This window comes from Pelagerythrobacter aerophilus (assembly GCF_003581645.1).
Taxonomy (GTDB): Bacteria; Pseudomonadota; Alphaproteobacteria; order Sphingomonadales; family Sphingomonadaceae; genus Pelagerythrobacter; species Pelagerythrobacter aerophilus.
This window is the reverse complement of sequence record NZ_QXFK01000018.1, coordinates 621,498-636,049: the sequence shown is the minus strand read 5'-3', so window position 1 is coordinate 636,049 and position 14,552 is coordinate 621,498. Positions and strand designations below refer to the sequence as shown.

The following is a 14,552-nucleotide window of genomic DNA, read 5'->3' as shown; positions in this document are numbered from 1 at the left end:
CGTTGTCGCTGACAACCGTGTGCGGCTTGCCGCGCATCCCGATCAGGCTGGTCAGTTCACGGGCCACCCTTGCGCCTGGCAGCGACGTGTCGACCACCAGCGCCAGGCACTCCCGCGAGAAGTCGTCGACCACGCATAGGATGCGGAACCGGCGACCGCAGACGAGGCTATCGGAGACGAAGTCGAGCGACCACCGCTGGTTCGGTCCATCGGGCAGCACCATTGGCCTGCGCGTGCCCAGTGCCCGTTTGCGACCGCCACGACGGCGCACCCGCAACCCTTCTTCGCGATAGATGCGCAGCAGCTTCTTGTGGTTGGGCTTCATGCCTTCCCGCGCCAGCAGGTAGCCCAGGCGGCGATAGCCGAACCGGCGACGCTCCGCCGCCAGCTCGCGCAACCGTTGCCGCAGCGCCCCGTCATCCGGCCTTGTCGGCTCGTAACGGATCACCCTGCGGCTCACACCGACCAGACTGCACGCCCGACGCTCGCTCAGCCCGTGCTGCTCACGGGCATGGGCGACGGCTTCCCGCTTCGCGCCGGGCGTTACCATTTTTTTGATGCCAGATCCTTCAGCACCACGTTGTCGAGCATCGCCTCGGCGAGCAGCTTCTTCAGCCGGCTGTTCTCCTGCTCAAGCGTCCGCAGCCGCCGGGCATCGGAGACTTCCAGCCCCCCGAACTTCGACTTCCATTTGTAGAACGTGGCCGAGCTGATGCCGTGACGGCGACAAACCTCCGCAGTCGGCATCCCAGCCTCCTGCTCCTTCAATACCGCGATGATCTGCTGTTCGCTGAACCTGCTTCGCTTCATTGTCGTCCGACTCCTTTGCGTCGGACTCTACCAAATACCGGTCACATTTCAGGGGAGCACGTCAGCGGCGACCGCTACGCCGCGTCGAGGCAGGTTTTGAAAATCTCCAGGAACTCCTTCGCGCCGTGCGAAAACGGCCGACTTTCCAGCGTCATCGCAAAGACGTCGAATGCAAGCGCGGGCTGAAGCGGGCGAAACTCGACATCATCGCTGACGGCCGCCTGCGCGGTGAAATTGTCCAGCACGGCCATGCCCAGGCCTTCACGGACCAGAGCCGATCCGATGTAGAACGTCCGTGCCGAAGCAGCCTCGTCGAGTTCGATCTTCGTCCGACCCAGTTCGGCTCGCAGCAAGTCACCGATCGGGCCGCTTTCCACGAGACTTATGAAACGGCGGTCCTGCACCATTTCGAGGGGGATACGTGGCGGTGCATCTGCCAGGTCGTCGCACCGGTAGAGCAGGCCGAGTTCACCCTCGCCGAGACAGTCGGCGATCAACGGGAGGCCCACAGGCTTCTCGAATGCGATTACGATGTCCGCTTCACGCTCGTAGAGAACCCGGGCGATCCCGTCGTGATGAACGGTCTGCAAATCGAAGAAGACTTCGGGATGTTGGCGCGAGAACATGGCGACAGCACGAGGCAAGATGCCCAACGCCAACGAGGGCAGGACCGATACTCTCAGGGAGCCGGTGCCATGCCGCAGATTCCGGGTGGCTTGGCGTAAGGATGCGACCTGCGCGTGGATCTGCGCCACCTCCGCGAAGATCGTGTGCGCATCTTCGGTCGGCACCAGCCTGCCGCCGCGTCGGTCGAATAGCGGGAAGCCCAGCAATTGCTCCGCATGCTTGAGCGTCTTGGTCACCGCAGGTTGAGACACGTTGAGGGCGCGAGCCGCGGCACTCACCGTGCGATTCAGATAAACCGCGTGGAATATCTCGATGTGACGAAGCTTCATCGCATGGCCTTAGCAAGCCAAGCCGGGGGTACCAATCTGCTGTGTTTACGAACAGCTTCCCTCGGGAGGAACATGCCGCATAGCGCGCCCTGCCGCGGTACCGGTCGGTTTTCCATCACGAAGGACTTCGGTTCCGTTCACCACAAGCGATCTCACTCCAACGGACGGCATTCGCGGGTTCGTGTAATCCGCACGTGGGGCGTATTCGTCAGGATCAAACACGAGGACATCGGCAAAATATCCGGGTCGCAGATAGCCGCGTTCCGCCATTCCGTAGATATCCGCCGTCGCGCCGGTCGATCGATGGATGAAGTCGCCCAGGGAGAGGACGGCCCGTTCTTTGACGTAGGTCTCGTACTTGCGCGGAAAGCTCGCGTACTGTCGCGGGTGTCCGTCCGATCCATCGGATCCGGTAACGACCCAGGGCTGCTTCATGAAGGCTTCGACATCGCCGTCGGACATGTTGAATGATGCCGTGCGTGCAAGCTGGCTGCGGCCGAGCGAACCTTCATTCCTGCTCTCGTCGAATTCGACGTCGCTCGACAGGATGCGAATGGCGGCATCCACGGGACTGACGTGCCATTGATCGGCCATCTGGCCCAAGGTCTTGCCAGTCCACGGCAGGTCGGTTGCTGTGAGCAGCAGCGACTCCTTCCCGCCACGCCGCCGAAGGTTCTCCTCCATTTCGGCCTTGATGCGCGACAAGGCGGCCGAGTCGCCGAAGCGTTCGAGCATGGCATCATACCCGCCATCCACCGCCCAGCGAGGCACGAGCGCGGCCTGCAGGTTCGATCCGGAAGCGGTCCAGGGATATTGATCGGCGGTTACTTCGATACCGTCGGCGCGGGCCCGTTCGATGCGTTCGATCACCGCGGCCGATTGGCCGTGGACATCCACGCCAAGCGCCTTGAGATGCGCGAAATGGACCGGGAGCCCGGCCCGGCGACCGATCTCGATTGCTTCATCGACCGAGGAAACCAGACCGATGGTGTAGCTCGATTCGTCGCGCTGGTGGGTGTCGTAAATCCCGCCTCGCGCCGCGGCTTCCTTGGCCAGCATCACGACCTCGTCGGTCTGTGAGTAGCTTTGCGGAGCATAGAACAGGCCCGTGGAGAACCCGTACGCACCTTCGCACATGGCTTTGGCGACCAGGGCTCTTTCTTCCTTAAGCTCTGCCGGCGTGGGCGTCCGATCGACTTCCCCGATCACCTTGGTGCGGATGGTGGCGAATCCGACCAGCGCAGCGACATTCGTGCCAATACCGCTAGCTTCCAGGGTAGCGAGATCGTTGGCGACATTGAAGCTGCCCGATCCATCCACTCCGATCACGATCGTCGAAACGCCTTGGGCGAGCCACGGCAGATTCAGCCGGTCCGTTGGGTCGTCGGAGCGAATATAGCTGTCGGGATGGGTATGCGCGTCGATGAAACCGGGAGAGACGATCATTCCGTGCGCATCTTGGACCTTGGCGGCCGCGACATCGAGGGAAGGGCCTACGGCAACGATCCGATCCCCGGTGATTGCTACGTCGCCCACGAAAGGTGGGCTGTCGCTTCCATCGTAAACGGTGCCTCCGCGGATCAGCAGGTCGACCGTGCCCGGGGCCGTATTGCCAGCGGTAGCGGACACGCTCACGGAAAAGGCGGTAGCGGCGATAAAGGCCGCGGCACGAATTGAGATCATATCATCCTCCCCCCAGCACCCGGACCCTTAAGGGCTACCCGGACGACGCGCGCAGACAAGTACCTTCCGCTTCGGGGTCCATAAGTGCAGGTTATAGGGGTGCCTACAGATCGAGGTCGCCAGAACTTCTGCCTTTGCTATGCGCGGTAGATCTCGAGGCGGCACCTTACGTATCGCAGGAAGGCACACGATGTTGCGCACTTGGTTTTCGATCCCTCTCTGGAAAAGAGTCCTGCTGGCATTGGTTCTGGGCGTCGTAGCCGGAGTGCTGCTCGGCGAGCAGGCGCAATCCCTGCGCTGGATTGGCGATCTCTTTATCCGGGCGATCAAGATGCTCGTGGTCCCTCTCATTTTCTTTTCGCTCGTTTCCGGGATCACGGCTGTCGGGGACGTAGGCCGGTTGGGCCAAGTGGGCGGCCGGGCGCTCGCGCTGTTCTTCGTTACTGCCGTGATATCCGTCTCGCTCGGGATGGCGCTGGCATCAATCGTGCGCCCGGGGGATGGGCTCACGATCAGCCTGCCGGCGGGAAGTGCGGTAGCGCCGCCGCCGGATCGGTCCTTGATCGAGCTGATCGTGGGCCTGGTGCCGGACAACCCCGTGATGGCGATGGCGCAGGGCAGCATTCTCCCGCTGATCGTTTTCGCAGTGCTGTTCGGTATCTCGATCCTGCTGTCGGGAGAGGAAGGTGCCCCGCTGGCCCGCGCGATGGAGGCGGGGTCCAGAGTCATGCAGCAGATGACTATGCTGGTGATGGAGCTCACGCCGTTCGGCGTGTTCGCGCTGATCGCCTGGGTCGCCGGGACCTTCGGTTTTGCGGCGCTCGCGCCGTTGAGCGAGCTGGTTCTGCTGAACTTCGTGGGATGCGGGATCATCCTTCTATTCGTGTATCCCGCAATTCTGAGGCTGATAGCCAAGTTGCCTGTGATCGATTTCTACCGGGGCATCATCGACGCGCAGGCCGTTGCATTTTCCACCGCATCTTCCAACGCGGCGCTGCCGGTAACGCTCCGATGCGTGGAGCGAAATCTCGGCGTCTCGAACTCGATCGCCAGCTTTACGGTGGCCTTGGGCGCGACGATCAACATGAACGGTACGGCAATGTATCTGGGCGTGATCGCCTTGTTCGGAGCGCAAGCCTTCGGCATCGACCTTCACTGGACGAGCTACCTGTTGATCGGCCTGACCTCGACTTTAGGCGCTATCGGCGCCGCTGGCGTGCCTGGCTCCGGCCTTGTGATGATGAGTTTGGTGCTCGCCTCGATTGGCGTGCCGCTCGAAACCATCGCATTTGTCGCGGGGATAAATCACCTGCTGGATATGATGCGGACCATGACCAACGTTACAGGCGATGCCACTGTCGCCGTTGCCGTCGGACGAATGGCCAACGAAATCGACGTCGAGGAGTTTCGGTCGGCCGACGACGTGTGACGATCTGGAGCGCGGTATTCCTCGTTCGGATCACCGCCCGGCTTGCAAGCGACGCGCCATTGCGGTCCATCGGACTGCTTCTCAGTCCCGATCGAGGCCGTCGTCCGGAATCCTGGGAAGGACAATTTCGCCGCTGTTCGAGACGATTCCGGTCGTCGGCGTTCGTGCCAGCTTCGCCAGCACTCTCGCCGGACATTGCAGTTCGTCGATCCGTGCGGCGATGGCCGGCACATTCCGGACCGGAGCCAGGACATAGGGGAACAGAACCCGTCCGTAAAAGCACGGTTCGCGCTCGGCCAATAGAGCCCTACGCTCGTCCAGCAGGTGGAGCGTTGCCGGCACGTCCTTGCGGCCAGCGACGAGATATAACTTCAGATCCAGCGCGTCGATCGAGCCGAACTGCATCCCCTTTGGCGCACCGCGCACATAGTCGAGATAGCGATCGAGTGTCGTCTCCGCGTAGGCAAGATCGCCGTGGCGGATCGCATCCGTCACCACGGCTTCGTTGTGATTGGAAAAGGCCCAGCCGTTGCGGGCGCCGTCCGGACGCTTCAATAGCGGGCGCGCCTGCTCCAGCACGGCCCGCGCTTCGCTACGTCGCCCCGCGCCCAGCAGAAGGTCGGATCGCTTCGCGAGAGCAAAGGCCATCCGAAAATCGCGGTGATATCCTCCAAGGGCTTCAATGGCGGCGATCTGTTTCGAATTGGCGGTAAGCGCTGCGTCCCATTGCTGCTCTTCCGCCAGCATGATCGCCTGCCGCTGATAGGCTTTCATCAGAATATGGGTTTGCAGGGGCCACACCGGCTCCCCGATCAGGTCGATCACCTGGTGGGCGTAACCGAGCGCGAGGTGCCGATTGGTCTGCGGATCGCGGGACGGTTCCCCGGCCGCGAAATCCATCCGGAGGAAAAGCTTGTAAGCCTGGAGTACCGGCCAGCACGTCAGCGCGACCTCTTCCAGTCGGGTTTCGTCGGCTTCGGCGCAGCTGGCGACGTCATTCCGGCGCTCTGGCGGAATGTCATGCTTCAGGATCGGCGGATCGCTCCACTCGAGCAGCGTTTGGCCGGGTGCGGGCGGCTCGGAGGGGAACGATGACTGCGCCGGCGCGGAGGTGGCGATCAAGGCGAGCGGGCAAAAAGGCAGCGCAGCGATCCGCGTGAAGCAAGCCATGGATGCGGAGTCTATCGGAGCCCCTGGTCTGGGGCCAGCGTCATTACGGCGATTTCGGTCACCCTGATCCTCCCCTTCCGGGAGGAACTTGCGGAGGTTCGGTCCCGTCCGCAGTGCTGAGGGCCGAGAAGCTCTCCACTATTCCCTCCGCTGGATGAGCGGGGAGCACGCTTTCGTCCGCCGTGCCTGCATAAGTGGCCGAAAGCTGGCGGTACTGCCGCGAGCCGAACGCGATCAGTGTCATCACCACGCCGAGCACGCCGGTGGTGCTGAATACCAGCGCCATGCCGCGCTCCGGCCCCGTGCCGTACCACTCGCCGATCAACTCCGCACCGGCGCCCGTAGTCATGAACGGGATCGCGAGGAACTGGGTGAGCGGACCGATCAGGAACGCCGTCAGCGGCGCGGCCGATTGCTCCACCGACTGCGCGAAGCCGAACACCCGCCCTTGCCGCTCGTAGGGCACGACTTTCTGGAGCGTGGTATGCTCGGCGGCCTCGGCGTAGGGGCCAAGGAACAACCAGATCACGCAGCCGACCGCCAGCAGCACGATCGAGGACTGGATCGTGAACACGCTCGCCACCGTCCAGACCATCAGGTTGACCAGCAGCAGCGTGCGCAGCGGGTTTCTTCCCAGGCCAGTCCGGGCGATGGTCAAGCCGCTGACGATGAACGAGCATGAGGCGACCGCCCAGAGGATGCCCCAGGCCTGCACGTCCATCAGCGACAGGCCGTAGGCGTCCATCAGTGCCATGAACACGCCGCCGAGGAAGTTGTTGAAGGTGGCGAAGAAGATCAGCGCAAACAGCCCCGGCACGGCGGCGACCACGCCGATCGTGCCCTTGAGGTCCACATGCTTGCGCCCGCCCGGCGCGGAGGAGGCCGGCTCGGGATCGTCGATGTGCACCGTCAGGAGGTGCAGGAAGACGAGCGCGGTGACGGCGATCGCCAGCATCAGTGTGCCCCGGATCCCGTCCCAGGCGACGAGAAAGCCGCTTATGCCCGAGGTGAGCAGGAATCCGATCCCGGTCACCATGCCGACCAGCCCGTTCGCCTTGTCGCGCCTGTCTTCTTCGACCAGCGCGGTGACCAGCGTCGGCAACGCGATCATGCGGATATTGCCGCAGATCACGGCCAGCATCACCAGAAGTATGAAGCCCCAGAGCGGCGCGCCGTCGACCAGCGCCAGCGTGCCTTCGGGTGCCAGCAGATAGGCAGCGAGGGAACCGGCATAAAGAACGAAGGAACCGGCGCTGGATGCCAGCATGATACGCTTCTTGCGGTGATGATCCACCAGGCTACCGAACCAGATCGCGAACCCTGCGGTGAACACCAGGTAGATGCCACCGATCATGCCGGTGACGAATACCGAGCGCGTTTCCAGAAAGGCCCAGAACACCAGCGCGAACCAGACCGTGAAATTGACCACGTTCTGCACCAGATTGTTGGCGAGAATCAGATGAAATGGATCCGGGCGAGGCATCGCTTGCCTATCCTTCGCCCCGCGCCGCGGCGCAATGGTTTCCACCAGCAATGCGCCTTGTGGCTCGCCGATACGTTTTTCCTAGCGGCCCCGGTTCGACAGGCGCGCCCGAAGCTGTTGCAACTCCTGCTGCGGCACAGGCCTCAGCGCGCCAGCGGGCTTGCCTTCGCGAAGCCGCTTGCGGTCTTTCTCCGAAGGTTCGACGCGGCGCACACGCACGGGAGCTATGCCCCGCGCCTTGATGCCAAGCTCCTCGGCCGCGCCGCGCGACAGATCGATGATGCGGTTGCCGTGGGCGAACGGACCCCGGTCGTTGATACGGACGATGATCCGGCGGCCCGTATCGAGTGCCGTCACCTCGACGTAAGTTGGCAGGGGAAGCGTGGTGTGCGCCCCGGTGATCCAGTCGGCACGGAAGCGTTCGCCGTTGGCGGTCTGATTGCCGGACTCGCTGCCGTACCAACTGGCGTATCCCAGCGAGTCATAGCCCGGCGCAGCGGCGGGCGCGTAAGTGATGCCGCGCACCGTGTACGGCTGGCCAATCCTCACGGGACTGTCGCTCACGGGCCTGTAATTGCCGCCCGCACAGGCCGACAGCGTCAGAACCACCGCCGCTGCGGCTACGATCCGCGGTGCTGAAGGTCTCCCCATCCATCCGCTCGTACTTGCAGCGGGCGCCGGGATAAAGTCAGAAGCTGAACGGGGATGCCTCGATGCGCTCGCCGAGAAGGAATGCGTCGGCGACGAGTTGCAGGGGTGTCAGGTCGACGTCGCTCGCGTTCTCGCGAACGAGCGACGCAAAACGGCGATAGAGGCGCGGGTATTCCTCGTTGGCGCCTGCCGATACTTCGGCGCCATCAATAGCGAGCCGCTGACCGCCGTCCGACAGGACGAGGCGGCCGGCGTCGGTCTCAACCACGATGTCCCACGATTGCGGCCCCGTTTGCAGAAAGTCGAACGCGGCCTCGACTGGTGTCTCACCGCTGCGAAGCGAAAGCTCGGCGGCGATCGGCGCCTGGCGGTTGGCCGGAAATTCGAGCCGGGCCGACTGGAGCAGCAGGGCCTCGGGAAGGATCGCGGTCGCGATCGACAGGGCATTGATGCCCGGATCGAACACGCCGAGCCCACCGGGCTGGAGAATCCATTCCTGACCCGGATGCCAGACGCGGATGTCTTCCCTCCAATCGATTCTCGCCGAGCGCAGGGTCTTGCCTGCGAGCCATTTGCGGGCGGCATCGACGGAGGCGGCTTCGCGTGAATGCCATGTCGCAAAGAGCGCCACGCCCGCGTCTCTCGCGCGCGCTGCCAGGTCGGCAACCTCGCTCACCGTCGCTGCCGGCGGCTTTTCGAGCATGACGTGCAGTCCGGCCTCCAGCGCGGCGCGGGCGATCGCGTGCCGGCCCTGAGGCGGCGTTGCGAGCGATACGGCCTCCACGTCCAGACCGCTCGCGAGCAGGTCGCCGATATCCGCGAAGCACGGAAGGTTCTCGATCCCGCCGCTTCTGCTAACCGCCGCCACCAGCTCGAACGATTTGTTGGCCTGCAGCGCAGGAATATGCTGATCCTGCGCGATCTTGCCGATGCCGACGAGCGCCAGCCGTATGGGCATCTGCCCATCGCCGTCGTGCTGCATCGGTTCTTCCCTCCCCTAATTTATCGGATATATACGCTTTATAAATTCAAACCGGCTTGGTAATCAACCCGGATGCGTTACCGGCCGGCGTATCCCACGCGGCCGATGGATTGGAGGGGGAATGACCTGGCTCGGACACGAATTTCAGCGGATGGCGTCGCAATGAGCGCAGGTGAGGATCGCCCGCGCCTTCGTTCCCGCGCGTGGTTCGACAATCCGGAAAATCCCGACATGACGGCGCTCTATATCGAGCGTTATCTGAACTACGGGCTCTCGCTCGAAGAACTGCAGTCGGATCGCCCGATCATCGGCATTGCCCAGACGGGCAGCGATCTGGCCCCGTGCAACCGGCACCATGTCGTGCTGGCGGAGCGGGTGAAGGAAGGGATTCGCGACGCTGGTGGCATTCCGCTGGAGTTTCCGATTCACCCCATTCAGGAAACCGGCAAGCGCCCCACGGCGGGGCTCGACCGCAATCTCGCCTACCTGAGCCTGGTCGAGGTTCTCCATGGTTACCCGATCGACGGCGTCGTGCTGACGATCGGCTGCGACAAGACCACGCCGGCCTGCCTGATGGCTGCCGCGACCGTGGACATTCCCGCGATCGCGCTGTCGGTCGGGCCGATGCTCAACGGCTGGCACAAGGGCGAGCGTGTCGGTTCGGGCACGATCATCTGGAAGGCCCGCGAGATGCTCGCCGCGGGCGAGATCGACTACAAGGGCTTCATCAAGCTGGTCGCGTCCTCCGCCCCGTCGACGGGCTTTTGCAACACGATGGGGACGGCGACCACGATGAATTCGCTGACCGAGGCGCTGGGGATGGCGCTCCCCGGCTCGGCGGCGATTCCGGCGCCTCACCGCGACCGGCAGCAGTGTGCCTGGGAAACCGGACGGCGCGTGGTCGAGATGGTTGCCGCGGACCGCAAGCCGTCGGACATCCTCACGCGCGAGGCCTTCCTCAACGCGATCCGCGTCAATTCCGCGCTGGGCGGATCGACCAACGCGCCCATCCACCTGAACGCAATCGCCCGGCACATCGGGGTCGAGTTGTCGCTCGACGATTGGGAGCGGCACGGGGCGGAGATCCCTCTCCTGGTCAATCTGCAACCGGCGGGCGAGTATCTGGGCGAAGACTTCTACCGCGCGGGCGGCGTGCCGGCGGTGATCGGCGAACTGCTCCGGGAGGGCCTGATCTTCGGTGAGGCGCTGACCGCCAACGGCCGCACGATCGCCGAGAACAACTGCGATGCCGAACCCGAAGACGAGCGGGTCATCCGCCGCTTCGGCGCTCCGCTGAAGTCCGCCGCGGGGCTCACGGTATTGCGCGGCAACTTGTTCGATACCGCGGTGATGAAGACGAGCGTCATCTCCGAGTGGTTCCGGGCGCGCTACCTCTCCGACCCGGACGATCCGGACGCCTTCGAGGCGCGGGCCGTCGTTTTCGACGGGCCGGAGGATTATCATGCGAAGATCGACGATCCTGCGCTCGGCGTCGACGACCGGACGATCATGGTCATCCGCGGCACCGGACCGATCGGCTTTCCCGGAGGGGCCGAGGTGGTGAACATGCGGCCCCCGGCGTCGTTGATCCGCGCCGGGGTGGAAGCGCTGCCGTGTATCGGCGACGGGCGGCAGTCCGGCACGTCCGGCTCGCCGTCGATCCTCAACGCTTCGCCCGAAGCCGCGGCAGGGGGTGGTATTGCACTTCTTCGAACAGGCGACATCATTCGAGTCGATCTGAAGCGGCGCGAGGTGAACATGCTTGTCGACGATATCGAGCTCACCCGCCGCCGGGCCGCGCTGGAGGCCGCGGGCGGCTATGCCATCGCAGAGTCGCAGACGCCCTGGCAGGAGATTCAGCGCGGGATCGTCGGTCAGTTCGACGGTGGTGCGGTGCTCGAGCCAGCAGTCAAGTATCAGCGGATCGCGGCCAAGGGCCTGCCGCGCGACAGCCATTGACCCGCGTCCGGCTCATCGATCGCGCCCGCCGCGACCAGTTGGGGGAAGGGCCGCTGTGGTCGCCCGGCACCCAATCGCTGTTCTGGGTCGATATCCTGGGGCAGCGGCTCAACCGGTTGTCGCTGGGCGATGGCGCGGTCGAGGAATGGTCGGTTCCCGAGATGATCGGCTGGGTGATCGAGCGGCGCGAGCGGCCGGGCTTCATCGCGGGCCTGCAAAGCGGGTTCGCCGAACTCTCGCTCGATCCCCTGCGGGTGAATCCGATCGTCGATCCCGAACCGCATAGGCCCGATAATCGGATGAACGACGCCAAGGCCGATGCGGCCGGGCGTATCTGGGCGGGAACCATGCCGCTGACCGCTGACCGGCCGGACGGCGCGCTCTACCGGTTCGATCCAGATCGGAGCGTGACCCGGGTCGACAGCGGGTACCGCATTGCCAACGGCCCCGCGATCGCGCCGGAGGGCGACTGGATCTACCACACCGACAGCGGGCTCGGCCTGATCTACCGCTTCCCCGTCGACGCCGATGGTGTGCTGGGCAAGCGAGAGCTGTTCGTCGAATTCGAGAGCGGATGGGGCACGCCTGACGGCATGACCTTCGACAGCGACGGCGGCCTCTGGGTCACGTGCTGGGGCGCATCGCGCGTGCTGCGCTTCTCCCCCGACGGCCGGCCGGACGAAGCGATCGAACTGCCGGCCTCGCAGATCACCAGCTGCGCCTTCGCCGGCGACGCGCTCGACCGGATGTTCGTGACCTCCGCTGCCGACGGCGTAGCGGAAGAGCATGGCGGTGCCCTGTTCGAAGTCGAGGCCGGGCGGCGCGGCTTCGCGCCCCATAAATATGCAGGTTAGCTCATTTATCATATTAAACTGCTTTACTCGGCAGGAGGCCGTTGATACGGTTCGCATCAGGAGGGAGAAGATGACGCTCAAGGCAAAGGCAGCCGCGCTTGCGGCCGCGGCGGGAATCGCGATGGGTATGCCGAACGCAGCACTCGCCGCGACCGCATCGCAGGAAAGCTTCGGCACGCTGCCCGACGGGCGCGAGGTCACCGCGGTGACGCTGTCGAACGAGCAGGGCGTGTCGGCGACCGTGATCAGCCTGGGCGCGACGCTCCAGTCGCTGATCATGCCCGACCGCAACGGCGAGAAGGCGGACGTCCAGCTCGGTTATCTCACGCTCGAAGGCTATCTGGCCAAGCCTGAATACTTCGGCGCGACCGTCGGCCGCTTCGCGAACCGGATTGCCAAAGGGCGGTTCGCGCTCGATGGAAAGACCTACGAGACGCCCGTCAACAACGGTCCCAACTCGCTACACGGCGGCACAACCGGTTTCGACAAAGTGCTGTGGGAGGTCGTCTCGGTCGAAGACGGGCCGACCGCCAAGGCGACCCTGCGTTATGTCAGCCCCGACGGCGATCAGGGCTACCCTGGCGAGCTGACGGTGTTCGCGATCTATTCGCTCGACGAGGAGAATGCGCTGACGATCGAGTATCGCGCGACGACGGATGAGCCAACGATCGTCAACATCAGCAATCACGCGTACTGGAACCTGCGCGGCGAAGGGGCGGGCAGCGCCATGGGGCACGTGCTCACCATTCCGGCGGATCACTATACCCCGGTCGACGAGACGCTGATCCCGACGGGCGAATTCCGCCCGGTCGAGGGCACGGCGTTCGACTTCCGCGAACCCCATGCCGTGGGCGAGCGCGTTCGCGACGCGAGCGATCAGCAGATCGTCTATGGCCGCGGCTACGATCACAACTTCGTCATCGCGAAGACAGTTTCCGACGAGCCGCGCCTGATGGCGCGCGTCGAGGAACCGGTTTCTGGCCGCAGCTTCGAGCTCTGGTCCAACCAGCCGGGTCTGCAGTTCTACTCGGGCAATTTCCTCGACGGCACCATCGCGGGCAAGTCGAAGGGCATCTACCGCCAGGGCGATACCATCGTGCTCGAGCCGCAGCTCTTCCCCGATACGCCCAACCAGCCGACGTTCGGCTCGGGCCGGCTGGAGCCCGGCGAGACCTATCGCAACGTCATGATTTACCGCCTGTCGAGCGGACAGGCCAAGGCGGCGCGCTGACACGCGCAGACCGCACAGAACAATACGGGAGATCCCAATGAAGCGTTCGATGACTCTGTTCTTCGCGGCGGCCTCGGTCGTGGCGATGGCCGCGCCTGCAGAGGCGCGGGAGATCTGGACCAAGCAGGAAGCGAATGCCTGGTACGACCAGCAGCCGTGGCTCGTCGGCGCGAACTACAATCCGGCGACCGCGATCAACCAACTCGACATGTGGCAGGCCGAAACCTTCGATCCCGCGACGATCGACAAGGAGCTCGGCTGGGCAGCGGATCTCGGCATGAACACCATGCGGGTCTATCTGCACAACCTGCTGTGGGAGAACGATCCGGAGGGTTTGAAGCAGCGAATGGACCAGTTCCTGACCATCGCCGCCAAGCACGGCATCCGGCCGATGTTCGTGCTGTTCGACAGTTGTTGGGATCCACATCCGGTCGCCGGTGCGCAGCATCCGCCGATCCCGGGCGTCCACAACTCGGGCTGGGTCCAGGCGCCGGGCGCGGAACGGCTCGCGGACAAGAGCCAGCACCACAAGCTGGAAGCTTATGTGAAGGATGTCGTCGGGCGCTTCGCGAACGACGACCGGGTCCTCGCATGGGATGTCTGGAACGAGCCGAACAACGACGGCGGCGGCAACTACGCGCCCACACCGAACAAGAAGCAAATGGTCGCCGGGCTTCTCGACGACGTGTTCGAATGGGCGCGCAGCGCCGATCCGACCCAGCCGCTGACCAGCGGCTTGTGGACCGGCGAAGACTGGCACCGGATGGAGAAGCGCGACGCGGTCGAGAAGATCCAACTCGCCGAGTCCGACGTGATGAGCTTCCACGACTACAACTGGCCGGAACAGTTCGAGCGGCGGGCGCAGCAGATGCTGAGCTACGGCCGGCCTGTACTGTGCACCGAGTACATGGCGCGCGGCAACGGTTCGACTTTCGACGGCTCGCTGCCGATCGCAAAGCGCCTCAACATCGCGATGTACAACTGGGGCTTTGTCGACGGGGAGTCGCAGACTCGTCTGCCCTGGGATAGCTGGAAGAAGCCGTACACCTATGACGAGCCGACGATCTGGTTCCACGACGTGCTTCACACCGACGGCACGCCCTATCGCCAGGCCGAGGTCGATCTGATCAAGCGTTTGACCGCGGCGCCGAAGGGCGTCGTGCCTCCGACTCCGACCCAGCCGGCGGTCATCGCAACGGACTGAGGTCGGCTCTGAGCGCCGGAGCGAGGGTGCTCGCATCCGTCGTCAATTATCCTACAAATACTACTTGTAAGACTATTTCAGCCGCGTTACGATTGGCGCAACACCGGAAAAAACCGGGACACCGCCACGCGGTATGGGGA

Annotated in this window: 11 protein-coding genes and 1 pseudogene; 5 read left to right on the top strand and 7 right to left on the bottom strand. The window is 64.2% G+C overall.

Features of this window, described 5'->3' with window-relative positions:
• The 3 genes and pseudogenes from D2V04_RS13795 to D2V04_RS13785 all read right to left on the bottom strand — a co-directional run.
• Nucleotides 1-810: pseudogene (locus D2V04_RS13795) on the bottom strand (IS3 family transposase); the annotation flags it as partial.
• 74 nt (nucleotides 811-884) lie between these two features.
• On the bottom strand, nucleotides 885-1,766 hold the full coding sequence (locus D2V04_RS13790; protein ID WP_119514238.1) for a LysR family transcriptional regulator: 882 nt from the start codon (nucleotides 1,764-1,766) through the stop codon (nucleotides 885-887).
• 45 nt (nucleotides 1,767-1,811) lie between these two features.
• The gene (locus D2V04_RS13785) at nucleotides 1,812-3,449 is read right to left on the bottom strand and encodes an N-acyl-D-amino-acid deacylase family protein (RefSeq protein ID WP_119514237.1); all 1,638 of its coding nucleotides are present in this window, start codon (nucleotides 3,447-3,449) and stop codon (nucleotides 1,812-1,814) included.
• 190 nt (nucleotides 3,450-3,639) lie between these two features.
• Between D2V04_RS13785 and D2V04_RS13780 the strand changes: the two genes are divergently transcribed.
• Nucleotides 3,640-4,878, top strand: a complete 1,239-nt coding sequence (locus D2V04_RS13780) for a dicarboxylate/amino acid:cation symporter (protein ID WP_119514236.1) — start codon at nucleotides 3,640-3,642, stop codon at nucleotides 4,876-4,878.
• Between the two features lie 81 nt (nucleotides 4,879-4,959).
• Here the strand turns inward: D2V04_RS13780 and D2V04_RS13775 are convergent, their stop codons facing one another.
• The 4 genes from D2V04_RS13775 to D2V04_RS13760 all read right to left on the bottom strand — a co-directional run bounded on the left by D2V04_RS13775 (nucleotide 4,960) and on the right by D2V04_RS13760 (nucleotide 9,164).
• Entirely contained in the window at nucleotides 4,960-6,048 is a 1,089-nt protein-coding gene (locus D2V04_RS13775; protein ID WP_119514235.1) for a tetratricopeptide repeat protein, read from the bottom strand.
• A gap of 58 nt (nucleotides 6,049-6,106) precedes the next feature.
• Nucleotides 6,107-7,531 (bottom strand): MFS transporter, encoded by a 1,425-nt coding sequence (locus D2V04_RS13770; protein WP_119514234.1) that lies wholly within the window; start codon nucleotides 7,529-7,531, stop codon nucleotides 6,107-6,109.
• 81 nt (nucleotides 7,532-7,612) lie between these two features.
• Nucleotides 7,613-8,182, bottom strand: coding sequence for a septal ring lytic transglycosylase RlpA family protein (locus tag D2V04_RS13765; protein WP_119514233.1), 570 nt, complete (start codon nucleotides 8,180-8,182; stop codon nucleotides 7,613-7,615).
• Nucleotides 8,183-8,219: 37 nt separating this feature from the next.
• Nucleotides 8,220-9,164 carry a Gfo/Idh/MocA family protein gene (locus D2V04_RS13760; RefSeq protein ID WP_228766448.1) on the bottom strand — a complete coding sequence of 315 codons (945 nt, stop codon included), beginning with the start codon at nucleotides 9,162-9,164 and terminating at the stop codon, nucleotides 8,220-8,222.
• A gap of 162 nt (nucleotides 9,165-9,326) precedes the next feature.
• Here D2V04_RS13760 and D2V04_RS13755 point away from each other — a divergent pair, with 162 nt between their 5' ends.
• The 4 genes from D2V04_RS13755 (at nucleotide 9,327) to D2V04_RS13740 (ending at nucleotide 14,412) form a co-directional block, all read left to right on the top strand.
• Complete coding sequence (locus D2V04_RS13755; protein WP_119514232.1) at nucleotides 9,327-11,123, top strand: IlvD/Edd family dehydratase; 1,797 nt, start codon at nucleotides 9,327-9,329, stop codon at nucleotides 11,121-11,123.
• Nucleotides 11,120-11,977 carry an SMP-30/gluconolactonase/LRE family protein gene (locus tag D2V04_RS13750; protein ID WP_119514231.1) on the top strand — a complete coding sequence of 286 codons (858 nt, stop codon included), beginning with the start codon at nucleotides 11,120-11,122 and terminating at the stop codon, nucleotides 11,975-11,977. Before D2V04_RS13755 ends, D2V04_RS13750 begins: the two co-directional genes overlap by 4 nt.
• A 70-nt stretch (nucleotides 11,978-12,047) precedes the next feature.
• On the top strand, nucleotides 12,048-13,208 hold the full coding sequence (locus D2V04_RS13745; RefSeq protein WP_119514230.1) for an aldose epimerase family protein: 1,161 nt from the start codon (nucleotides 12,048-12,050) through the stop codon (nucleotides 13,206-13,208).
• A 37-nt stretch (nucleotides 13,209-13,245) separates the two neighbouring features.
• On the top strand, nucleotides 13,246-14,412 hold the full coding sequence (locus D2V04_RS13740) for a cellulase family glycosylhydrolase (RefSeq protein ID WP_228766447.1): 1,167 nt from the start codon (nucleotides 13,246-13,248) through the stop codon (nucleotides 14,410-14,412).
• Nucleotides 14,413-14,552: the final 140 nt, after the last annotated feature.